Raw genomic sequence first — 24,349 nt, forward strand, 5'->3', positions numbered from 1 at the left:
GGAGATTAACACGTACTTCATCACCCCAGGGCGATGACAGCGGCGGGCAGTATCCCGCATTTCCAGTGACAAGTCACGTCCCTGACACCTTATCAAGGTTTAAGTTTTTATTACAACCCGATAACACCTGCAAGACAAATCAGTTCCCATTGGCGAAAGGCTCGGATCCACAAAAGATGTTCGGCGTTGCTGGACACCATGCAGACATGCTGTAAAACGGATCGCCTGCACTACGGTGTAACATTGGTGCAAGGGTGCAAGATACATTCCCCTCACTCACAGGCGCGATCTTCGAGGAGAGTGCCGGTATCAACTGCCTGTTCTTCCCCATCAGCATCAACACCTGCCAGTTTGCGTGCACGGAGACTTACACTGCACACTATCAGATGTCTATTAAGAGCGGTATAAAAGCGCCAGGCAGCGTTTTACGCCGATTTACAACATTGTGAGACAGACAATTTTCTCGTAGTCTACTGACAAGTGTGGACTGGCGTCTTACTCTGTCAGATCCACGGCGATAATGCTCTGGCACTAATCAAATAAAACCAAGCTGGAGTGACAGTAAAAGACATTGAGGAAGAACACAGTAATATGAAATATACAGGCAACACCGTAGCGGCGGCAATCATCAGTAGTCTGGCATTCACTGCGCAAGCCAGCGATATCACGGTTTCTGACAAAGCCAGAAAACTGGCAAAAGAGACCATTATCGTAGATGGTCACATTGACGTGCCCTATCGCGTAAATGAAAAGTGGGTAGATGTAACCAAAGCCACCGATGGCGGCGACTTTGACTATCCGCGCGCGGTCGAAGGCGGGCTCAATGCGCCCTTTATGTCTATTTATGTGCCTGCCAGCCTGGATAACTCACCAGAATCCACGCAACTGGCGCATATTCTTATCGATTCGGTTGAGGCCATTGTTTCCCGTGCACCTGATAAATTTGCCATTGCCAAAAGCGTCGACGATGTCAAAAGTCAGTTCAAAGCCGGGCTAATTTCGCTGCCAATGGGCATGGAAAATGGCTCGCCTATCCAGGGCGATATGGCAAACCTGCAGGCATTTTACGATCGCGGCATTCGCTACATCACCCTGGCCCACTCACAGTCAAATCACATCAGTGATTCTTCCTATGATCTTCGCCGCCAGTGGAATGGATTAAGCCCCTTTGGCAAAGAACTGGTTACCGCCATGAACAATATTGGCATGCTAATCGATATCTCTCACGTCTCTGATGCGGCGTTTTATCAGGTGATTGAGCTAACGCAAACCCCGGTTATCGCTTCACACTCTTCGCTGCGCAAATTTACGCCGGGTTTTGAGCGAAATATGAACGATGACATGATCCAGAGACTGGGAGAGAACGGCGGCGTTATTATGATTAACTTCGGCTCTGGCTTTGTCACCAAAGAGGCCCGTCGCTGGCGCGCCGGTATGGCACAGGCGCGCAACGATATTGTTCAGGCTGAAGGCGAAAACAGCCCGAACCTGGTAAATTTCGAAGCCGAATATCGTAAGGAAAACCCCTACCCGTACTCTACTCTTAGCGAAGTGTTAGACCACATTGACCATGTTGTTCAGCTGATTGGTATCGACCATGTTGGAATAGGTTCTGACTACGACGGTGTTGGTGACTCGCTGCCGGAAGGACTTAAAGACGTCTCTGATTTCCCGAATCTTGTACAGGGGCTCTTAGACCGTGGCTACAGCGAAAAAGACATCAAGAAAATCCTTAGCGAGAACTTCCTGCGGGTATGGTCACAAGTAGAGGCATTCGCGGCTAAACAAGCCTGATTACGCGCTGAAGCTATCGCTTTACCGTAGGCAGGGGTCACGGCTGCGCCCGCATGGGCATCGCAGTGATACTTGCCTACGTCATCAAAGCCGATATAATCAACAATGAACGTTTTGGAGGAAGTCGCTATTTTCCGTTTACTGATTATTATGCTCATCATGACAATGATGCTTGCCCAACAGGCAACCGCGTCAGGTAGTGAGCATTGTGAACAGCACGGAATGGCCGCGTCTGTGACCTCCGATACCATGGCTGACGCCCATCACGCCATGCCGTCAAACAATGATAATGGCGGTATGGATTGTTGTGATACCGAGTGTCAGTGTCCGCAGGATCTGTGTCACAGTACGCCCAGCCTGCTTTCCCAGCACACGACCATCACTCAGCTGATGAGAGATGCCCCTCGCTTTATAGCGCAGGTCCGCAACCCGGTCGCCGTCTATTCCAGCCTTTTCCGGCCACCCATTCTCGCCTGATACAGGGTAATTGCGCCCAAAATCTGTGTACACCTGCCTGTTAAGGCGGGTTCGTGTTTGAATGAGTCGGGAATTTTCAATGAAACTGTTATGCATCCTTGGCCTTGCTGCCACACTTTTTACGTCTGTATCGTTTGCCTCTTCCGCGCAGGTAAACACTGCCGTGCACCTTGATGTTTTTAAGACAGCCACCTGTGGCTGCTGTAAAAAATGGATTTCGCACTTAAAGCAATCCGAGATTGCAGTCGCCAGTCAGGATCTGCCATACCTTGACGTGCTCAAAAGAGATGCCGGTATCGCACCCGCCTACCGCTCCTGCCATACGGCATTTTCTAAGGACGGCTTCGTGTTTGAAGGTCACGTCCCTGCACGCTATATCAAAACGTTTCTGGCCTCTCCCCCTGCAGGCGCACTTGGCTTATCCGTACCCGGCATGCCAGCGGGAAGTCCGGGTATGGAGATGGGTGACCGCTTTACGCCCTATAACATCATGCTCTTAAATGAAGATGGCAGTGCCAGCGTATTCGCCCACATTGCCAGCTATGAGGAGCAGTTCTGATGATACGCCGCAGACTCATTCAACTCACTGCCCTGTTAGTGATAAGTCATCCGCTACAGGCTAACGAGCCACTGCCGCTGGATGACGCTATTACCAGGGCTGTGGCATCGGATCCCTGGCACGAGGGTAATCAGTTACAGCAGCAGGCTGTCGAGGCCCGCAGTGAGGGGGCAACGGCCTTGCCTGACCCGATGCTGTCTTTGGGCGTGGTCAATTTGCCCACCGACAGTTTTTCGTTTGCACAAGAGAATATGACGCAGCTTAAAGCCGGCATCAGTCAGTCTTTTCCTCGCGGCGACACACTGGCTATACGACAATCGCAATTACAATTGCAGGCAACCGCCTACCCGCTAATGCGCGAGGTGCGCCGCGCACAGGTCAAAAGCACGGTGGCGGTACTGTGGTTCGATGCCTGGCAAGCGACAGAAACGCTGGCACTGATTGAAAAAGACACCTCGCTGTTTGAGCAAATGGTAGACGTAGCCGAAGCTGGCTATCGCTCGGCGCTGGGCAAAACCCGGCAACAGGATGTGATCCGCGCCCAACTGGAGCTGGTGCAACTGGCAGACCGCCAGACTGTTGCCCGGCAACAGCGCGACGCTGCGCTGGCAAAGCTTTCTGAATGGATAGCTATTTCGGCACAGACCACATTTTTGGAACCGGAATCAACACAAGCGCTGTTCCCTCGCGCGGCCAGACTATTGGCAATGACAGAGGAAGCCCGCATCACGGCGTTACGTCAGCATCCGAGGCTGCGTCAGATTGCGGTGCGCCAGGCCGTTGCCGATAAAGGTGTCACACTGGCCAGACAGGCTCATAAACCAATGTGGGGCGTGAATGCCAGCTATGCGCTGCGGGATGACAGCCCGCAAGGGATGGACCGGGCCGACTTTTTCAGCATTGGCGTCAGTGTAGAATTACCGCTTTTCAGCAGCGTGAGACAGGACAGTGAAGTAAGCGCATCGGTAGCAGAGGCACAATCTGTGGTTACCGAACAGCGGCTGGCACTGCGCGACATGCTTGCGGCGGTGCGTACTGCCAACAACACGCTTACGCGACTGACACAGCGCAAGCAGTTGTACCAGAACAAGTTACTCTCTCAAACCGCTGAACAGGCCGACGCCGCCCTTACCGCCTATACCAACGACGATGGTGATTTTGCCGAGGTCGTGCGGGCCCGTATTGCGCAGTTAAACGCCCACCTCGCTGCACTGGCTATTGAGGGAGATATTTACCGGGAGTACGCCCGCCTGTCCTACTACGCCGCCACAGAACAACACATCGCAGGCACCACTGCGCAAGGAGTAAACCCATGAAAACGTCGCTGACTATTATCGCCACAGCAGTGGTCGGGGTCGTCATAGGGGGCGTGTCGGTCTCTTATTATGAGAGTGCGAACAGCACCGCAGACAGTGCACAAGACGATGGAGAGAAGAAACCACTATATTGGGTTGCGCCCATGGACGACAGTTATCGACGCGATGGGCCCGGTAAGTCGCCAATGGGTATGGATCTGGTACCGGTCTATGCCGATGACAGCAGCGGCGAAGACAGCCCGGGCACAGTGTCTATCTCACCCACAGTGGTCAACAACCTGGGTGTAAAAACGGCGGCCGTCACCTCAGGTGTGTTGGATTCACGGATTAACACTGTCGGCTATGTGCAGTACAACGAAGACAACCTGGTGCATATCCATCCGCGCGTGGAAGGCTGGATTGATACTTTGTATGTAAAAGCACAGGGCGATCCCGTGGAGAAAAATGCCCCCCTCTATACCCTGTACTCTCCGCAATTGGTGAATGCACAGGAAGAGTACCTGATTGCACTAAAGCGTGCCGACAGCACCTTAATCCGGGCAGCAAAAGAACGATTAGCCGCACTCCAGCTCTCTTCGCAATTCATCGATACGCTCACCCAAACCCGCACCGTTGAACAAACTGTAACGTTTTATGCCCCTCAATCTGGCGTGGTCGATGCGCTGCAGGTACGTGAAGGCTTTTATGTAAAACCGGGCACCACGGTTATGAGCATTGGTAAACTGGACTCTGTATGGGTTGAGGCCGAGGTATTTGAAAGTGATACCGCACTTATCGAGGCCGGTCAGGCCGTGACGATGACCCTTGACTATCTGCCCGGCAAAACCTGGGAAGGTCAGGTGGACTACGTTTATCCGTCACTGAATCCAACTACCCGGACATTGCGCGTGAGACTGGCTTTCGACAATGACAACGATGCGCTAAAACCCAATATGTTTGCCCAACTGACAATTCACGCCCAACCGGGTGAAAGTACGTTGCTGGTCCCGCGTTCGGCCGTAATAAGCACAGGCAGCCAGGAACGGGTCGTACTGGCGAAAGGTGATGGCAAATTTAAATCCGTAGAAGTCACCACCGGCCGCGCCAATGGCGAGCAGATTCAGATCCTCGACGGCCTGATGAAGGATGACGTTGTGGTAGTCTCTGCGCAGTTCCTCATTGATTCGGAGTCCAGCAAAACGTCGGACTTCCTGCGCATGTCAGACAGCAGCCAGCCGGAATTGGTATGGGTTGAGGGTGAAGTGCAAAGCGTCATGGTGGCGCATCGCATGGCCACCATCAGTCACGCCCCTGTCCCCGAGTGGGACTGGCCCGCCATGACAATGGATTTTACTGTGGATGACAATGTTGATATTGAAGCTCTGTCCAATGCGGTGTCACTGCATATGGAAATGACCCAGTCTGCAGACGGTAACTACCGTATTACCGGTATCCACATTATGACCACTAAAGACGATAACACGGCCTCGCGCGCCACGGTTAATGGCGAGATTGAAGCCATTGCCAGCAGCCAGCGTGTGATGACGATCCATCGCGATGCGATTGAGAAGTGGAACCGGCCGGCCGCCACGATGGACTTTACCGTCGCCGATCATATCGATATGACGGCTTTTGCGGCAGGTGACAGAGTTCGCTTTACTTTCGAAGTGGGCGAGGACTTTGTGATCACAGAAATAATGCATCATTCAGCTAACGGCGGCGATGAGGCAAGTCACGACACGCACAGTGCACATCAGGGAGGACAGCCATGATTGCCGCGATCATTCGCTGGTCGGTGCACAACCGCTTTTTTGTGGTACTTGCTACCTTGATCCTCGTTGGTGGGGGGATCTACTCACTCAAAGAAACGCCGGTGGATGCTATTCCCGACCTGTCTGACGTGCAGGTAATTGTAAAAACCAGCTATCCGGGACAAGCGCCTCAGGTAGTGCAGGATCAGGTCACCTACCCGCTGACTACCGCGATGCTTTCAGTGCCGGGCGCAAAGACCGTACGCGGGTTCAGCTTCTTTGGCGACTCTTTTGTGTATGTGATTTTCGATGAAGATACTGACCTGTATTGGGCGCGTAGCCGGGTACTGGAATATTTAAGCCAGGTCGCGCCTATGCTTCCTGAGACGGCAAAACCGCAACTTGGCCCGGATGCCACCGGTGTGGGCTGGGTTTATTTGTATGCCCTGGTTGATCGCACCGGCCAGCACGATATCAGTGAACTTCGCAGCATTCAGGACTGGTTCCTAAAATACGAATTACAGTCGGTGGAAGGCGTCTCTGAAGTCGCGCCCGTAGGCGGCATGGTAAAACAGTATCAGGTGCAGGTGTCGCCGGATAAACTGCGCGCTTACGCTATCCCACTAACGCAGGTGCAAACTGCGCTTCGCCGTGGCAATCAGGAAACCGGCGCCTCGGTGATAGAAATGGCGGAAGCCGAATATATGGTGACCGCTTCCGGCTATATAAAAAGCAAAGACGACATTCGCCAAATTCCGCTGGGCATGAATGCGCAAGGCACCCCGCTGACCATCGGCGATATTGCCGAGGTCTCACTGGGGCCACAAATGCGCCGGGGCATAGCTGAATTAAACGGTGAAGGCGAAACCGTAGGCGGCATTGTGGTCATGCGCTTTGGTGAGAACGCCCAAAAAACCATTGATGGTGTCAAAGCCCGTCTTGAGGAACTGAAGGCAAGCCTGCCGGAAGGCGTCGAAGTTGTGACGGTGTATGACCGTTCTGGCTTGATCGGAAATGCGGTAGACAACCTCTGGCAGAAACTGCTGGAAGAATTCATTGTGGTTGCGCTGGTATGTATCGCATTTTTATTCCACGTGCGCTCTTCGCTGGTAGCCATCTTATGTTTACCCATTGGTATCTTAACCGCCTTTATCATCATGCATCTGCAGGGCATTAATGCCAACATCATGTCGTTGGGTGGCATTGCGATTGCAATCGGCGCCATGGTCGACGGTGCGATTGTCATGATTGAAAACATGCACAAGCACATAGAAAAAACGCCGCTGACGAAAGAAAACCGCTGGGAAATCGTGATCCGTTCTGCCAGTGAAGTCGGCCCGGCGTTGTTTTTCTCATTGTTAATTATCACCGTATCGTTTCTGCCGGTATTTACGCTTGAAGCGCAGGAAGGCCGTATGTTTCTGCCGTTGGCCTTTACCAAAACCTACGCCATGGCGGCAGCGGCAGCTTTGGCAATCACACTGGTGCCCGTATTGATGGGCTACTTTATTCGAGGAAAAATCGTTGCTGAAGAGAAAAACCCGGTAAACCGACTGCTAAAAGCGATCTACTTCCCGGTTCTCAAGGTGGTGTTGAACTGGCCCAAAGTCACACTGTTGCTGGCAGTCATTGTGACCGTTGTCGGCTTTACCCCCATCACAAAAATCGGCAGTGAGTTTATGCCCCCTCTGGACGAGGGCGATTTGATGTATATGCCCACCACTTATCCGGGACTGTCGATAGGTAAAGCCCGCGAGTTATTGCAACAGACCGATAAACTCATTAGCACGGTACCGGAGGTGAAGACCGTATTTGGTAAAGTGGGCCGCGCAGAAACCGCAACGGATCCCGCCCCACTGACCATGATCGAAACCTTTATTCAGCTCAAGCCACGCGAGGAATGGCGTGAAGGCATGACCACTGACAAACTTAAGGCCGAACTGGATGCGCTGGTAAAATTTCCCGGACTGACCAACGCCTGGGTAATGCCGATTAAAACCCGTATCGACATGCTTGCCACCGGCATTAAAACGCCTGTGGGTATTAAGGTAGCCGGTCCTGAGCTGGCCGTTATTCAGCAAATCGGTAAGGAACTGGAAACCGTGATTGGCGAGGTAGCAGGCACAGCCTCTGTGTACTCCGAACGCGTTGCCGGTGGCCGCTATCTGCGTGTTGATATTCAGCGAAGCAAAGCGGCCCGCTATGGGCTGAATGTGGCAGATATTCAACAGGTCGTTGCCACCGCTATCGGAGGAATGAATGTCACACAAACTGTGGAGGGGCTGGAGCGCTACCCAGTCAACCTGCGCTATCCTCAGGAATATCGTGACTCACCTGAATCGTTACGCCGCCTGCCTATCGTTACGCCTCAGGGCGCCCGCATCGCGCTTGGCGACGTAGCCAATGTCTATATCGAAGACGGCCCGCCGGGCATTAAGAGCGAGAACGCGCGGGTGAACGGCTGGGTGTTTGTCGATATTGATAACGTGGATGTTGGCAGCTATGTAGAGCAGGCCCGTGCCCGCGTTGCGGAAAAAATAGACTTACCGCCCGGCTATTCGCTTACCTGGTCAGGGCAATACGAATACATGGAACGCGCCAAGGCGAAGCTGACTTATGTGATACCGCTGACACTGGCGATTATTGTGGTATTGCTGTATCTGAACTTCCGCCGGGTTACTGAGGTGCTGTTGATTATGAGTTCGCTGCCACTGGCAATGCTTGGCGGTATCTGGCTGATGGTCGCCCTCTCTTACAATTTCTCGGTCGCGGTAGGTGTCGGCTTTATTGCGCTGGCCGGGGTAGCGGTAGAAATCGGCGTGATTATGCTGGTTTACCTGAATCAATCCTATGAAGCGCTGCTTGCACAAGCAAAGGAAAGCGGGACAGCGCCTACAGCAAAGCAGCTTCGACATGCCGTGTTGGAGGGAGCCGGATTACGCGTTCGCCCTGTTATGATGACATCAGCCACGATCATTATTGGTTTGCTACCTATTCTGTTCGCAGACGGTACCGGGGCTGAAGTCATGAGCAGAATTGCCACGCCAATGGTAGGTGGCATGGCCAGTGCTGTGGTGCTGACATTGCTGGTACTTCCTGCCGCGTATTATCTCGTAAAAGTGCGCAGTTTGTCAGGGGAGGCAAATTCATGATTGCTTTTTCACGACGCTGGCACCGCCGGATAATGCTTTTCACTGGTCTGCAGTTTTTATTATGGACGGCCAGCGGCCTGTACATGGTGATCACCGACATCCATTTTATCCATGGCGAAACGCTGGTAACACAGCAAAAACCCGATATCGACTGGCAACAGGTGAAGATCTCTGTCAATGCGTTGCTATCTGAATACCCTGAAGCCAGTGATGTGTCGCTGAGTATGCACGCTGGCCTCCCCGTTTACCGTTTCAGACATACTGAAGACAACACCAGGGCAATGGTGAATGCCACTAGTGGGGAGGCCATACCTTTACTTTCGCAATCGCAAGCCGAGGCCGTTGCACAGGCGTCTATGAAGGTGAAAGTGCCCGTCGAAGACGCGTTACTGTTTACCTCAAATGGTCCTGAAGAAGTCAGTCCTCGCCATCTGCCATACTGGCAGGTGACATTTGAAGGCTGGACGTCGCCGACACTGTATGTGAGTGCCGCAACCGGCGAGGTAGTCACCATAAGGCACCACTTCTGGCGCGCCTTCGACTGGATGTGGCGATTGCACATTATGGACTGGGATGACGGTGCCGACGTTGGCAATATTTTTCTGCTTATTTTCGCCTTCTCGGGATTATTCGCAGCCTTCGTGGGCGCACACCTCACACTATTTCACGTTAAACGTCCGGTAAAAAAATGGATAAAAGGATGATGAATTTTCGCCGTTGGCACAAATGGCTGTCAGTTGTCGTCGCCGTTCAGCTTGTTATCTGGCTGGGAACGGGGTTGTATTTTGCGCTTGCAGATCACAGCAAAGCTGCGGGTAATACCTATCGCAAAGCTATCGAGACCGGACACCAAAAACACAAAGCTCCGCTTGCAGACATTACGTCGCTGCCGGTGAAAGACGCTAAAACAGTGCGGCTCTTTTACCTGCAAAATACGCCTTTCTATCTGGTTGAAAAACACACTTCAGCACACGCTTCTCAGCCAAGAAGCACCGTGGTATTTAACGCTGTTAACGGCACGCAGGTGCAGCTGGATGACGCTTTGATTCGAGAGCAGGCAATGAGGTCTTATTCAGGCCCTGGAACCATTCAGTCAGTCAGGTTACTGAAAGGCCCGATTAGCGAGCTCCCTGGATACGAAAACCCCGTCTGGGCTGTGGAAATGGACGATGATATTGCAACCACCGTTTATTTGCGTGCTGACACAGCGCAAGTGATTGCTCACGTCGATGATCCGCGCCGCTTAAGAAACCTGATGTTCACACTGCACTTTATGGATTATGCGAATGAAGGCAGTTTTAATAATCTGTTTTCGCAACTGTTTGGGGCAATGGCGTTATTGTTGACGCTAACGGGGATTTGGTGGCTGTATTTGATACAAAAAAACAAGGTTAGTCGTTATTACCGTCGAAAGTCCAGATTGGCATCAGCTGGTAGCTAAGAGGCCTTGAGTGTGGCCGCGCACAGACAACGTGCGCGGACTTTGATTTTGCCGTTGTTACCGGATGCTGGTTTGCAAAAAGCTTTCCAGCATCATCTGCATTTGCCTGAATAACGGATTCGCTTTGGGAACAGCACACTCTTCGGTTTCATTCACCAGCGTACGGTTAAAGCGCATTTCCATCAACAGTGGCGAATTTACCACCAAATCTGCATGACAAAGCTGGTAACTTTCATCAATAACAAAGAAAGTATTGTCGCCATTGGCGTGCTTCATCAGGTTTTCTACGCCATGAATTGGAGTGGTATTGTCAGCCTGAGAGTGCGCCGCAAACAAAGGCACATTCAATGTTTTTCCCGCCTCAAGCTGCGCACGAATATCATCAATGATGTCCATTAACTCAAGACCGGCAAAACCCGCAACGGAAGGATATTTATACGGGTTGGGGCCGTAGGTGATGTAACTGCCATCTATCACTCTGGCTAACAGCTTTATCCCCCAGATGCGCGACATGCTCTCGGCATTATCGGTCAGCGCCAACGCGCCCGAGAACAGCATCACCGCATCCAGACTCTCAGTGTCGTCGAGTGCCTGTTGCACAACCAGTGCGCCACCGGTAGAAAAGCCCCCGGCAATCACGGTTTTTCCCATGGAGTGAGCAATAGCCATTACGTCATCAATATGAGACTGCCAACGCTCAGCAAGATCCCAGTCTTCCATATCCTCATCAGCGTCGCGTAAGCCATGCCCCGGCAGTAAGGGGACCAGTACGGTATAGCCTTGCTCATGAACGATGCGCGCGATTTCGCGCATGAAAAATGGCGAATCGCTTAAGCCATGCACCAGCACTGCCACCTTTTCTGACGGTGCATCATCGTAAAGCATGAACGGGGCATTGCCCTCGTTGCGTAGCAGCGGCGAGCACACTTTAAACTGATTCAGCTTGGGTTCCCGACATGGTTGCACAGTGCCTAACTCAGCCTGATACAGTTCAGCAAACTTATCCATTGCAGCATCCGGCGCTGCAAACACAGGAAATGCGAGCAGCCCGGCAACTGCTAAGAGAATACGTGAGGTCCGCACATCAACTCCTTATTGCGGTAATAATAGTAAGGCAACTGCTGCGCTTACTGGTTGTCAGAGCGCCAGTGTAGCATGACATGAGCAAATGTCAGCGGGCTCAGGGTGTACGCAACGCACCGCCCCAACGAACACATCCTTATGATTGATGAGAAGAGTCGCGTCGCGCACATCTGCACCTGGCAACGCGGTATAACAGCAAAGCAGGATGAACGAAAAGACGAATCAGTTCATATAGGGTGACACTGGAAGGCCGGTTTGCGGAACACGCAGTTATGGTTGGTTGCCCCAGCAGCCTGCACCAGCTTGCTCGCTGGCAAGATACTGGCATCCGGCTATACGTCGCTTCACCTTTGATAACGCAGGCACACGCTTTAGACGAGTAAGGCTTTCAGAACACTGATAAGTCGATGCCGTTAGACAAGATCACAGTATTAGCAGGTTGCTGCTAACGTGCAGCAACCTGGATTACCGGATATCAGGCGAAATAATTTTCAAGATCATCGGCACCGCCGATATGTTTTCCCCCCATGAAAACCTGAGGCACTGTGGTGCGACCGCTGATGGCGGTCAGAGAGGTAAGCGTGGCATCCCGTCCCAGTACGATTTCTTCGAAGTCGATACCTTTTTCAGCCAACAGGGATTTTGCGCGAGCACAATGCGGACATCCCGGTTTGGTAATCACCGACACAGACTCCTGCGCTTCTGCTTCCGGCGCGATATAGTTAAGCATAGTATCAGCATCAGACACCTCAAACGGGTCGCCTGGAAGATCCGGCTCAATAAACATTTTTTCAACCACACCATCTTTCACCAGCATGGAATAGCGCCAACTGCGCTTGCCGAAGCCCAAGTCTGATTTATCAACCAGCATGCCCATTCCTTCGGTAAACAGACCATTACCGTCTGGCAACAGGGTAATATTCGCCGCTTCCTGGTTCAGTCCCCAGGCATTCATGACAAAGGTATCGTTCACTGAGACACATACGATGTCATCAACGCCGTGTTTCTTGAACACTTTTGCCAGTTCGTTATAACGCGGAAGGTGGGTGGAAGAACAGGTTGGCGTAAATGCGCCCGGCAACGAAAACACAACTACCGTCTTACCATCAAACAAGTCGCTGGTTTTCTTACTTACCCAGTTGTCGCCTTCGCGTATCGCGAAGGTCACATCCGGAACCCGTTTACCTTCCTGATTTGGAAATCGTTGGTCGCTCATCGTTGTACCCTTTCTCCAGTTAATTGACTTCCTTAGCATAGCGACTATAAACAGGAAAAGCAGTGTTTTCTCTCCAGCACTGTTTTTTTAGTGAAAGATTTTCATCCAGTCTTCTGCCCTTTACAAAACCTGAGAGCGGATAGCCTGAAAATACTACGGGTATGTATCTGCTTACTGTTGGCCCCTGACAGCGGCTTGCCGACTGTAGTGAACCAACCGGGCATACCTGGGTTTCAACCCTCATACTTTTCCATCGTATTTGTGGCTTTTTTTTACGCGATTATTGTGGACAATGATACCCTGAGGCATGACAGTGAAATGTTCACTGTTAACACACTGTCAGTAACGTTGAAGGCATGAGCCAATGTTACCCGCCACGTTGGCGATGCATAATAGCGTCTTGCTTTTTTGCAGCAGATGTAAACGTGGCTGCATATACTGGCAGTCAACCAAGACTTCTGACCCTCCAGGCATTGCGATAAGCAAGCGCTGCCGTGAGGCGAGCAACATGCCGGCTTGACAATGGCTTGCGATACTAAACGATACGACAAACACGGAACCACTATGCTCGTACGCCTTCTCGGAAGCACCCTACTTCTTCTCAGCACATGCTGCTTCGCACGGCCGGAGATCATCAGGGAAGTAAGCTCAGACTCAACCCGAGAGCAGCTTGTCAGCATCGCTTCACTGCAGGACGAGGGAAAGTTGCCTCAGGCTGAAGCCGCCGCGCTATTACTGCTGGAAAAAGCCAGGGGAGACAATAAACCTGTTGATATCGCAGCCGCGTTTCACGAACTTGGCCACATCTCATCATTGCAAAACCGGTACGATCTGGCCGAGCGCGCATACAACAGCGCATTGGAAATTTTTACCCGTCAGGAAATGCTTCCACAAATTGCCGTATTGCTTGCCGATCTTGGGGAGAATTTTCGCTATCAGGCAAGGTACGCGGACGCGCTGGATTATCTGTACCGTGCGCAGTCTATTTACCAGTCGCTTGGCGACCGTTCAGGTGTGGCCGAGCAGCATCTGAAAATTGGAGTCGTACTAAAATCATTGGGCCAATTCGAGCCGGCGCTGGAGTCGTTGCAACTGGCGCTTGGAACACTGCGCGCGGAAAATGCGCTGGCCTCTGTCAGCGAGAGCCTGACGCATATCGGGGATATCTATGCAGATATGGGGAAATATGGTGACGCTGAAGCATATCTCAAAGATGCACTGGCAATCAGTGAGCAGCTGGCGCAGAGTCAACGCATTGCGAAAGGTCATAGCACGCTTGGCGAGCTTTACCTCAATATGCAACGTTACGAGAGTGCCCGTACTCACCTCAACCGTGCAATTGAACTGTTTGATTCGCTGGGGGCGCCACGCGACCATGACTGGGCGCTGTCCACACTCGGTGAAGTAGAGCTGGCATTGGGTAATTCGGGTGAAGGCTTGCACCACTTGAACGACGCACTACTGCGGGCGACAAAAAATGGCTTTGATCAACTCGCTACCCATATTCGACTGGCACTGGCACAAGCTTTTCTCAAGTTAAACGATCTGGATATTGCCCTGATTCACGCAGACAATGGTCTCAAAGAAGCGGAAAAGCGCGATGAGCTGAAAACGCAGGTAGAGTTGCTGGATGTCAAAGTGTCACTGTATACCGCGACCGGCGACTATGAGAAAGCCTTTGACGCTCTAACCAGAAAGAATCGCCTTGAAGAAATGATAGTCGATCGCAACAGTGCCATGACCATGGCGCAAATTCAGAGCGAACTTGAAGTAGAGAGGCAAGCCCAGTCCATCGAACTCCTGCGCAAGAATAAAGCGATCGAATTAGCCAAAGCAGAGCAGAAAAACCTGAGAACCACCTTATTCCTGGGCAGTCTGGTTGTCTTTTTACTGCTGATTTTTCTGCTGTGGAGTCGCTTTAGTCAGCGCCAGCTAACCATTACACTTAAGCGTGAAGTGAGAAGTCGCACCAAAGAACTTGAGCAGAAAAATCACCAGCTGGAAGAGGCGTACCGTACCCTGGAACAAGTCAGTCTGCGCGATCCTCTTACAGGCCTTTACAACCGACATTATCTGGAAACTCAGCTACCAGGTGAAATCCAGCGATGTCAGCATGCTTACGCGAATCATTCTGAATCCCCTCCTGAAAACAGTGATTTGCTGTGTTTTCTGTTGGACATTGACTACTTTAAGCAAATCAATGATGAATACGGACATCTGGCTGGCGACCGCTTTCTTGTTCAATTTACCCGCGTTATCCACGACGTGTTCAGGCAAACAGATTTACTTATTCGCTGGGGCGGAGAAGAGTTTCTCGTGATATGTCGTCACGCCAATCGACAGGATATGGCCGGGCTGGCTGAACGTTTTCGCATGGCGGTGCGTCAGCAGCGGTTTGATTTGGGCGAAGGACATCGTGTTCAGGCAACGTGCAGCATCGGATTTTGCTCACTTCCTCTGGATACCTCACGTCCTTACGAGCACGACTGGCAGCGAACATTCGCAATGATGGATTACTGCCTTTATGCGGCAAAGCTCTCTGGCAGAGATAGCTGGGTGGGCATTCTGGAAGCATCAGAGTCAACCGACGAGAAATCATCGCCATCACCGCTGGAGAAAAAGTTTGGGTTAACAGAGACGCAACTGGCTACGTCACTGAACAACGTAGCCAGCATAGTCTGGCCGGACGAATAGCGTTAACAAGGCCAAATACGGGGTTATCAGCCTCTGGTGGCAGGTAGTGGTTAAGCCCGCTCGACACTCGTGTGTTTTCAACAGCAAGTTTCAGGGCTACCATGTCATGGCTGGCAGTTAACCTGCATGCCGGGAAAAGCGCAACGGGTGTTACACACCCGTTTTGATATCTTCCATCTGATATTTATCAATCAGTGAGTATAGCGTAGGACGGGTTACACCAAGCAGCTCAGCGGTTTTCGACATGTTTTTGTCTGCTGTCTGATAAGCTCTTCGGATCGCCCTGCTCTCAGCCATTTCACGCACTTCACGCAGGTTGAGTGTTTCTGTTTCGGTCTCGCCACTGACTGGCATAAGACCAAGATCATCAGCTTGCACTACCGTTCCCTCCGCCATGATCACGGCAGATTTCAGCTTGTTCTGCATCTCCCGGATATTTCCCGGCCATCTATGCGCCAACATTGCCTGTATTGCGCCTTCAGAGAACGTTTTGGCTTTGGCATTAAATTCTTCCCGGTACATGTTCAGGAAGGTTCGGGCCAGCAAAATGATATCCTGATCGCGGTCTCGCAACGGCGGGATATGAATAGGGATTTCACCAATCCGGTAATACAAATCTTCACGGAAAGATTCTTCAGCGACCATATTTTGCAAATCGCGGTGCGTGGCACATATTACCCGGATATCGACCGGGATTTCACTGCGTCCCCCGACCCGTTCGATCACGCGTTCCTGCAGGAATCGCAACATTTTGGCCTGCAGCCCAATGGGCATATCACCAATTTCATCTAAAAACAGTGTGCCACCCTGTGCGGTTTCAATTTTTCCTAAAGTGGTTTTATTCGCCCCGGTAAAGGCACCTTTTTCGTAGCCGAACAGCTCACTTTCCAGCAGGTTTTCAGGAATAGATGCACAGTTAATGGCGACAAACGGTTTGTCTTTACGTGGACTGTGTTCGTGAATGCTGCGGGCAAATACTTCTTTACCGGTACCACTCTCTCCTAACAGCAGGGTGCTGATATCTGTGCCTGCGATTTTTTCTGCTTTTCGCACCACCGCCTGGATAGCGTCGCTGTTACCGATAATCCGCCCCATACCAGGACGTGCCTTAGCCAGCACACGGTTTTCCTGTTCCAGTTTCGCCAGATTGAGCGCGCGATTGATGAGCAGTTTAATGGTGTCAGAGTCGATAGGTTTCTGATAAAAATCATACGCACCAAGATCAATTGCCTTAAGCGCATTCTCTTTATCATTGTTACCCGTTACCACAATCACTTTCGTGCGTGGTGCCAGTGCGATAATTTCTTCCAGCGCCTTTAACCCTTCAGACGCATTAGCAGGATCCGGGGGCAACCCCAAATCAAGTGTGACTACCTTGGGTTCATGCCGTCGCAACTGTGCAATAGCCGATGTGCGATCATCTGCGAATACAACGTCGTAATCGGTCAGGCTCCACTTTAATTGTTTCTGAATCCCCAAATCGTCGTCAACGACAAGAATGGTGTCTGTCATACGCCTAGTTCCAATGCTATGTACTTATTGTTATCCAACCTGCGAACTAGTCCAAAGGGAATGCCAGGGTAAAGCAGCTTCCCTTTCCTGGCTCGCTCTGTACTGATAATTTACCGCCGATTGACTCCATGTAATTTTTTGCGTCGTACGCGCCAATACCCATGCCGGCATTCCCCTTAGTGGTATCAAAAGGGGTAAATAACCGGTTTTCTATGAACGCTTTGTCCATCCCGCAACCCGTGTCTTCTATCATCACCAGCTGACGATGACTGGCATGGTCCATATGCAGCAAAATTTCCACCTTTCCTGTGTCGTCGGTGGCCTGTTGCGCGTTACTGATCAGATGATACATCACGTTAGCCAGTTTATCCGGGTCAACCACTACCGCTGACTCTTCAACACATTGCAAGACGGGTGTCGGTCGATAACTCTGACACCGGGTATCAATCACGTTTTGGATGAGACCAGAGAGCATCTGCGCTTCGTCTCTGCCCGCTTCTTCTACTTTCTTCTCGGTCAGCTGACGCAACATTTTATCCATCCGCGCTTTGGTATGATGCAGCGTTTCAAAGGTATCTTCAATAAACTCAGGATTATCTTTATGCTGCTCTGCATTCGCCAGTATCAGGTCAATTTGGGCAAGTACGTTTTTCAAATCATGCAATACAAACGCAGACATACGGTTAAACGCAGCAAACTGCGCATTTTCAGCTACCGCTCTGGCGGCCTCATGGTGATACACAAATGTAGCAACCTGATCGGTTACCGCAGTCAGGTAATCACGCACTTCCCAGTTAAGCGAGATTGCTTCTTTCTCACCGGCATCAAGTAAGGCAAAGCCCCAGACAGCATCGTCCCTGAAAAAAGGAAGAACAATCTGAAACTGGCAATCGCGGATAGCGCCGCGATCCAACACCAGATTTTCATAGTTAAACGGAGTGATCTGATACTCATCAATATCAATCAGCCAATTGGTTTTCGCACAGTACTTAGTCAGAGACGTCAGCACCTGTCTCTCTTTGTCGCTAAGTGGCTGCGCATTGATATTGGCTATCTCATCGAACTCGCCGTTAATCACTTTTATCAGGCGGCCCTCGTCATAATTTATCGCTCCAAGAATACCCTTAAGTGCATTCTGATAAACCGTCACCGAATCGTTCGAGGTGGAAGACAGTGCCTGAGTGAGCTTGACCCACTCCACCCGGTAATCATATTGGTTTGCAAAAAAGTGCTTGGTGATAAACACCTTCATCCGTGTGCGAAAGGCGTTAGATAAGAACAGGGTGATCAACAGGACCAGTGACAGAGCGATAAGAATAATCTGTACGGTTGCTCCCCAGTTTCCACCCATGTAGTTGATAACATAACCAATCAACGCCATCACAAACAGATAAGCGCCCGCAACTAACAATAATGAACTATGCAGCACCACGTCGCGGGAAATAAAGATATCCACGCCCCAGTGCTTGATTCGGCGGATAGCGACAATTAGCAGCGGCATGAGTAACAGGTAAATATATCCCCGGGCGGCGATATAGCCTACCTCTATCTGGCTGACCATGGTAGCGTTGGCATAGGTCACAAACTCAAACAGGTGGGTGGCACCCAAGTACAGCACCAGCGGCTTGTAGGCCCACTGATTGCTTCCTGCCTGACGGTACATGACTTCGAGCAGAATAAGCACTTCCAGTGCCAACACCGTTTGCAGCAAAAAGCGCCACGCCGGCGCCAGTGGTACCAGAATTGGAAGCAAAATAGTGACCACGGGAGGCAGCAGGATAAACAAAGTTGCCGGGCGTTTAAGTACCTGCCAGATATCATCAAAGTTATCCTGCAGACAACTTGCCAGGAACAGCAGCCACACCAGTTGCTTAATCGCGTCTGCTGTCAGTAGCCCGGTGAGTGTCAACGGCCCGAAAACCGAAGACACCATACTCAGAGACCACCCCATTGTGGTCATTGTCGCGAGAACCAGCAGATATTTAGCCAGGCCTGACTTGCGCACAGTAAACAGCAACAACAGCAACGCCAGATAAGCCAGGCTGTTTAATCCGTATCCTATATCCGCGATCATAGATTCCCTTTACTACCACACTACACTCAAACAGTGTGAAAGTTGATTGTTATCAGCGTTTCTGAATAACCAGACTACCTATGGAGTAACCCGCTCCGAACGAGCACAATACCCCAACGTCCCCTTTGACCAGGTCCTCATGATGGAGGCCAAACGCAATTACCGAGCCAGCAGAGGCCGTATTCGCGTATTCATCCAGCACAATCGGCGCTTCATCTGCCGTGGCGTCCCGTCCCAGCAGTTTTTTGCAGATAAGGGTATTCATATTGATGTTTGCCTGGTGCAGCCACCAGCGGCGGATATCAGATGCAGTCAGATTGTGCCGTGCAATGTGTTCTTCAATATGGTCAGCGGCCATCGGACATACATCTTTAAACACCCGTCTTCCAGCCTGATGAAACAGTTTGTCCGGACCATAGGGGTCAACATCCTGTGCTCGTGTCATATAGCCAAAATTAGACCGGATATTGCTGGAATATTTAGTTACCGCTTTGGTGCTCAGTACATCATAAACGTGCTCAGCACTTGCCGTTTCCGCATGCTCCAGCACCGTCGCGGTGGCCACATCACCAAAGATAAAATGACTGTCTCGGTCGGTATAATTGATTTGTGGTGATACCAGTTCGGGATTAATCACCAGTACGCACTTTGCATTTCCAGCACACAACATTTCGTAGGCGCGATGCATACCAAACGTGGCTGCGGAACAGGCTACCAGCATATCAAAGGCAAAGCCCTCTATACCAAGTGCCTCCTGCACCTCTATCGCGATAGCCGGATAGGCTCGCTGCGTGTAAGCGCAGGACACGATAACAGCATCGACTTCGTTAGCGTCTTTGTTCGCCGCAACCAACGCTTTTCTCGCGGCTGCAAGAGCGATCTCAGCCTGGTGCGATAATACATCGTCAGGCCGGTCATCTAACAGCGGACGCATACGGGTAATGTCCAGTGCGCCCGCTTTCTCATAAATGTAGCGCTGCTTAATTCCCGACGCTTTCTCAATGAACTCCGCGCTGGAATAGGGCTTGGCTTCAACCTCACCGTTCTCTATGGCCTGTTTGTTGTCGTCATTATAAGCGTCAACCCAGGCGTTATAACTGTCTACCAGTTCCTCATTGGTAATGCTGTATTCCGGAGTCCATATCCCTACTCCGCTTATCACAATCTGCTGCGACATTTGATTACTCTTTTCATTTTAATGGGTAGATTGACTGCGTTTACGCAATCTGGGGAGCCTGTTAGGCAACTCCCTCTTAGCAGTTCCGCTCAGCGACCAGAGCGGACTGTTGATGTGCCCTTAGCTTAGCCTTTTGCGCAAGAAAAGTCATGAAAACAAAAACGGCGCCGAAGGCGCCGTTTATATATTTTACACGTAAAAAGTTAGTTAACAGTGATTTGCCAAACCGAGACAGTACCACTTACCTCGTTACCAACCAATAATAGCGGCATATCTGACGGGCTGTCTTCAGCACTCACAAACACCAGACTTTCCGGTGCCAGATCTCCGATAACATCGCCAGCGGTCAGACCTTCTGTCAAATTGCGATTAATCACGTAGTCAGCGAACTGCACGTCATAAGGGTTAGTGATATCGTACACAAAGATACCGCCCATGCGCTCTGTTCCTACAAACGCGTACGTACGGTCACCAATCATACCCACGGTTACTGCCTCAGGCTCCGGACCTTTATTCTCTGAGCGTGAGTCACCTTCGTTTTCATCATCACCATTGTTAAACTGCGCACCGTGCACAGACGCGGTAATACGCTCAAGATCGTCACCAGAATCAAATACAACCAGACCGTTTTGATCCCAAATGGTGAAAGAGCGTGCGCCGTAGGTGTATGCGGCATCGTATTCACCATCGCCATCGGCATCACCCATACCGGTGGTCACGCGCAGGGCATTCGCTTCGCCGTTCATCTGCAGGTCTTCCAGCATTGAACCAGCTTCTGCGGTCAAATCTTCTAGTCTCACTTCGTCGGTGTATGCCAGACAATCACCGTCATCGAATTCTACACCACCCACAGCCAGACAAGTCGCTTCATCGGCAGATGAGAAGATATACTCGCGGGCATCCCCTTCGTTAGCCGTGATCAGGAACGTTGCGCCTTTCCATGAATAATGTGAAATGGTGTCTGGCTGATAAACGCCGTAAAGGCCTTCATACTGACCGAAGCCAACCATGCCATCTTCCTGAACGTCAATGCTGTAATCTGACCAGTCTTTCACACCCAGACCAATCACTTCCACTGTCAGGTCCTCAAGATCAAGCACCGCTACACCGTTATTTTCCTGCAGTGTGATGTAAGCTATGTCGTTGGATGTGGTGATATATTCCGGCTCCAGATCCTGCGCCACTGTTGAAGTAATCGTGACGCCGTTAATCGTTCTTCCTGCCGGATTCGGGAACATCATGCCTTGCGCCATCAGTTCTGCTTCCATTCCGTTATAGGCTGCGAAACCAACGATTTGCGCAGATTCGGCCGGCTCGCCACTGGCCAGAATATCAATAACCGCGATGGAGCCTACCGGATCGACAGTATAGTCATTACTGGGCTCACCTTCGTTGGCAACTAAAACTTTGCCGCCATCAGGTGTAAAAGTCACCATGTCCGGGAGAGCGCCAACTTCTACAGCATCCACGTACGCAGGCGCACCTGCATCCAATCCGTTGTAGAACAACACAAAACCGTTGTCAGTTTTGGTTGCGGCAGGTACTGCCACCGCCATCAAGTCGCCACTAACTGCTATACTCGTTAAACCGCCAAGCGCTGTGCCGTCGACGTTAGCAGGCAATGAAATGCTGGTTGCGGTCAGGTTAGTGGTGTTGATAGGGTCGGCCATCGCTTCTGTAGGTATTGTCGTTGCGGCAATCACTGCGATGGTGTTGTTAGCGCCATTGGTCGCATAAATGGTTTGCGTGCCAGCGTGAAACTGAACAATTTCAGCCGCACCTTGCGCTCCCAGAAAGCTACGCGCAACGATATCCATCGACACACCCAGTGATGCGTCCTGACCATCCGTGCCATCAGAACCATCCTCACCAGGTTCTCCCTGTTCGCCCTGCGGGCCGGCAGGTCCTTGCTCGCCTGCCGCGCCATCGTCACCATCAAGGCCACATCCGGTGAGTGCTGCTGAAATTAGTAGGGCGAGAAATCCATATTTAAACTTGTTGTGGGTGGCCATTTGCTTTCCTTTTTCAATTTTCGTTTTTCTATCATTACTTAACCACAGCAACGAATATTGACAGCGGTATAGTCAGCGAGAACACGTGATTCGAGGATCACGCTGAATTAATGTAGAGCCAGTTTATGACACAAATATTAAATTAGCAAAGGCCAAAACTTGTCCGATTTCTCATACTACGCAATAGCTTATCGACAAACGCAGAAACCCAGGAAAGCCGGGCTATCCAAATCGTCTGCTCATACTACAGATGGAACGACAATGGTCAGAATGTACTGCGATTTCTGTGCGTTTGTTTCTACAGTGACCCACCACGGCTCATTGTGAAGCTTCTGGCACATAATCATACAGATAGGGATCTTCGCACTCAGCGTGCGCTACGGGTGTGATGAAAACATCGCCGGCCACCCTGACCAATACGCAGTCCCCGGCAACCGCATCACTGTGTTCGACAATTGCCAGTACTCTGTCACCGTCAATCGCATTCAGTGAATACTCATAACCGGTTCTGTTACCTTCGACAGCGGCAGTGAAAATACCGGCAATAGCGCCGCCAATCAATGCGGCAACAAACATGTCGTTACTGTTGCCGTCTGCCGCTTCCAGAGCGCCGATCGCAGCACCACCCAGCGTTGCTTCTCCTACATAGGATTTAAACTCAACGTCTTTGACATACCCCACATAAGCGTAAAACTCCGTGACAAACTGGTTTTTCGCATGTTCAGGTAGCGCATCCTTGTTGGCACACCCGCTCAGTCCTGTCAGCAATATTACCGCTGAAGCTGCGCTCCATAAGGATTTTTTTAGTACCGTTTTCAATTTTCTTTCCTTCTTCCCTACTCTCTGTGGTCACTTTGCGCGGACAAAACTGAATGCAGGCTTAACTGCGCAAAAGAGCAAATCACTGAATAGGTTGTCTCCTGGCAATGTGCGTTAGCCTCTCATGCAAAATGAGTAGCTAACAAGATACCCTTTTGCTGCATTTCGTAGTGTAATGTAGGTCGCGCGAGGGGGAACTGACTGTGACACCGCCTCGCGAGCCTCTATCTCTGTGTGGGAAGCGAATCACCTTGCCAAACCAATGGGTGATCACTACTACAAAGATAGTGGTATAAGAACAAACCTGCTCAGCCAGGCAATAAGTAGCTCGACTGTGTTTACAGGCTACACTCAGAGACGACTTCAAGGAGAAGGATAATTACCATGAAATCCAGGATTACGGCCGCTATCGCCGCTGCTATCACGTTAACCATTACCGCTTGCGCTACGTCACCGACTGGCCGTAATCAGGTGCTGCTTTTTTCTGACCAACAACTCAATGAGATGGGCAATCAGGCATTTAGTGGCATGAAAGAAGAGCTGAAAATTTCCAATAAGCCGGTGCAAAACCGTTATGTTGAGTGCGTTGCGGATACATTGACGGCGCTGGTTCCTGCTAATGTTTATAATGGTCAATGGGAAGTCGTTGTATTTGATGATGAGCAGGTCAATGCCTTTGCGCTGCCTGGTGGCAAAATTGGCGTTTACACTGGATTACTGAATGTCGCAGAAAACCAGCATCAGCTTGCTGCAGTGATTGGCCATGAGATTGGCCATGTTATCGCCGAACACGGTAATGAGCGTATGTCTCAAAGTACACTGATTAATATGGGCACGCAGGCAGTGGGGCAGGTACTGGCCGCGAATGAAGTTTCACAAACGGGACCGATAATGGCAGCAATTGGCCTGGGCGTTCAGGTTGGCGTGCAACTCCCTTTCAGCAGAACCCACGAGTCCGAAGCCGATCTGATTGGTCTGGCATTGATGGCGCAGGCAGGCTTTGACCCCCGTCAGTCTGTCAACCTATGGCAAAACATGGATGCCGCCAGCGCCGGTCAGCGCCCGCCTGAATTACTGTCCACGCATCCGTCACCAGACTCGCGCATCGGTAACTTACAGGCCAACATGAATTCTGCACTGGCTGACTATCAGGCGACATCGCGTCGTCCGGATTGCCGTTAGTCACGGACGTAGTACCCACCAAGCCTGCTACAACGGGTTCACAATCTGAATACCCGAGTGGTAGGCACTGTTTCCCTGATATCCCGACACGTTGGCATCCGCCTGCGTAGA

17 protein-coding genes are annotated in these 24,349 nt (G+C 51.1%); 10 read left to right on the forward strand and 7 right to left on the reverse strand.

Annotated features, from left to right (window positions below):
• The first annotated feature begins 591 nt into the window (after positions 1-591).
• The 8 genes from ACLBLI_RS14270 to ACLBLI_RS14305 all read left to right on the forward strand — a co-directional run bounded on the left by ACLBLI_RS14270 (position 592) and on the right by ACLBLI_RS14305 (position 10,469).
• Positions 592-1,794: a dipeptidase gene (locus ACLBLI_RS14270; RefSeq protein ID WP_414828259.1), complete on the forward strand. Its 1,203-nt coding sequence runs from the start codon at positions 592-594 to the stop codon at positions 1,792-1,794.
• A gap of 105 nt (positions 1,795-1,899) precedes the next feature.
• The gene (locus ACLBLI_RS14275; RefSeq protein ID WP_414828260.1) at positions 1,900-2,271 is read left to right on the forward strand and encodes a hypothetical protein; all 372 of its coding nucleotides are present in this window, start codon (positions 1,900-1,902) and stop codon (positions 2,269-2,271) included.
• A gap of 79 nt (positions 2,272-2,350) precedes the next feature.
• The gene (locus ACLBLI_RS14280) at positions 2,351-2,830 is read left to right on the forward strand and encodes a DUF411 domain-containing protein (RefSeq protein ID WP_414828261.1); all 480 of its coding nucleotides are present in this window, start codon (positions 2,351-2,353) and stop codon (positions 2,828-2,830) included.
• Positions 2,830-4,146 (forward strand): TolC family protein, encoded by a 1,317-nt coding sequence (locus ACLBLI_RS14285; RefSeq protein ID WP_414828262.1) that lies wholly within the window; start codon positions 2,830-2,832, stop codon positions 4,144-4,146. The genes ACLBLI_RS14280 and ACLBLI_RS14285 overlap by 1 nt, the downstream gene beginning before the upstream one ends.
• Positions 4,143-5,897, forward strand: coding sequence for an efflux RND transporter periplasmic adaptor subunit (locus ACLBLI_RS14290; protein WP_414828263.1), 1,755 nt, complete (start codon positions 4,143-4,145; stop codon positions 5,895-5,897). Before ACLBLI_RS14285 ends, ACLBLI_RS14290 begins: the two co-directional genes overlap by 4 nt.
• Complete coding sequence (locus tag ACLBLI_RS14295; RefSeq protein ID WP_414828264.1) at positions 5,894-9,028, forward strand: efflux RND transporter permease subunit; 3,135 nt, start codon at positions 5,894-5,896, stop codon at positions 9,026-9,028. Before ACLBLI_RS14290 ends, ACLBLI_RS14295 begins: the two co-directional genes overlap by 4 nt.
• Positions 9,025-9,732: a PepSY domain-containing protein gene (locus tag ACLBLI_RS14300; protein ID WP_414828265.1), complete on the forward strand. Its 708-nt coding sequence runs from the start codon at positions 9,025-9,027 to the stop codon at positions 9,730-9,732. Before ACLBLI_RS14295 ends, ACLBLI_RS14300 begins: the two co-directional genes overlap by 4 nt.
• Positions 9,729-10,469, forward strand: a complete 741-nt coding sequence (locus ACLBLI_RS14305) for a PepSY domain-containing protein (protein ID WP_414828266.1) — start codon at positions 9,729-9,731, stop codon at positions 10,467-10,469. Before ACLBLI_RS14300 ends, ACLBLI_RS14305 begins: the two co-directional genes overlap by 4 nt.
• 57 nt (positions 10,470-10,526) lie before the next feature.
• Here the strand turns inward: ACLBLI_RS14305 and ACLBLI_RS14310 are convergent, their stop codons facing one another.
• Both ACLBLI_RS14310 and ACLBLI_RS14315 read right to left on the reverse strand, forming a co-directional pair.
• Entirely contained in the window at positions 10,527-11,552 is a 1,026-nt protein-coding gene (locus ACLBLI_RS14310; RefSeq protein ID WP_414828267.1) for an alpha/beta hydrolase, read from the reverse strand.
• A 475-nt stretch (positions 11,553-12,027) separates the two neighbouring features.
• Positions 12,028-12,768 (reverse strand): glutathione peroxidase, encoded by a 741-nt coding sequence (locus ACLBLI_RS14315; RefSeq protein WP_414828268.1) that lies wholly within the window; start codon positions 12,766-12,768, stop codon positions 12,028-12,030.
• A 564-nt stretch (positions 12,769-13,332) separates the two neighbouring features.
• Here ACLBLI_RS14315 and ACLBLI_RS14320 point away from each other — a divergent pair.
• Positions 13,333-15,462, forward strand: a complete 2,130-nt coding sequence (locus tag ACLBLI_RS14320) for a diguanylate cyclase (protein ID WP_414828269.1) — start codon at positions 13,333-13,335, stop codon at positions 15,460-15,462.
• A gap of 150 nt (positions 15,463-15,612) precedes the next feature.
• Here ACLBLI_RS14320 and prsR read toward each other — a convergent pair whose 3' ends face one another.
• The 5 genes from prsR to ACLBLI_RS14345 all read right to left on the reverse strand — a co-directional run bounded on the left by prsR (position 15,613) and on the right by ACLBLI_RS14345 (position 23,056).
• Positions 15,613-16,974, reverse strand: a complete 1,362-nt coding sequence (gene prsR, locus ACLBLI_RS14325; protein WP_414828270.1) for a PEP-CTERM-box response regulator transcription factor — start codon at positions 16,972-16,974, stop codon at positions 15,613-15,615.
• 46 nt (positions 16,975-17,020) lie between these two features.
• Positions 17,021-19,048 (reverse strand): XrtA/PEP-CTERM system histidine kinase PrsK, encoded by a 2,028-nt coding sequence (gene prsK, locus ACLBLI_RS14330; protein ID WP_414828271.1) that lies wholly within the window; start codon positions 19,046-19,048, stop codon positions 17,021-17,023.
• Positions 19,049-19,100: 52 nt separating this feature from the next.
• On the reverse strand, positions 19,101-20,225 hold the full coding sequence (locus ACLBLI_RS14335) for a beta-ketoacyl-ACP synthase III (RefSeq protein ID WP_414828272.1): 1,125 nt from the start codon (positions 20,223-20,225) through the stop codon (positions 19,101-19,103).
• Positions 20,226-20,428: 203 nt separating this feature from the next.
• Complete coding sequence (locus ACLBLI_RS14340; RefSeq protein WP_414828273.1) at positions 20,429-22,237, reverse strand: choice-of-anchor I family protein; 1,809 nt, start codon at positions 22,235-22,237, stop codon at positions 20,429-20,431.
• A gap of 318 nt (positions 22,238-22,555) precedes the next feature.
• Positions 22,556-23,056 (reverse strand): hypothetical protein, encoded by a 501-nt coding sequence (locus tag ACLBLI_RS14345; RefSeq protein WP_414828274.1) that lies wholly within the window; start codon positions 23,054-23,056, stop codon positions 22,556-22,558.
• Positions 23,057-23,440: 384 nt separating this feature from the next.
• Here ACLBLI_RS14345 and ACLBLI_RS14350 point away from each other — a divergent pair, with 384 nt between their 5' ends.
• Entirely contained in the window at positions 23,441-24,238 is a 798-nt protein-coding gene (locus tag ACLBLI_RS14350) for a M48 family metallopeptidase (RefSeq protein WP_414828275.1), read from the forward strand.
• Positions 24,239-24,349: the final 111 nt, after the last annotated feature.

This window comes from Alteromonas sp. H39 (genome assembly GCF_047556435.1).
GTDB lineage: Bacteria > Pseudomonadota > Gammaproteobacteria > Enterobacterales > Alteromonadaceae > Alteromonas.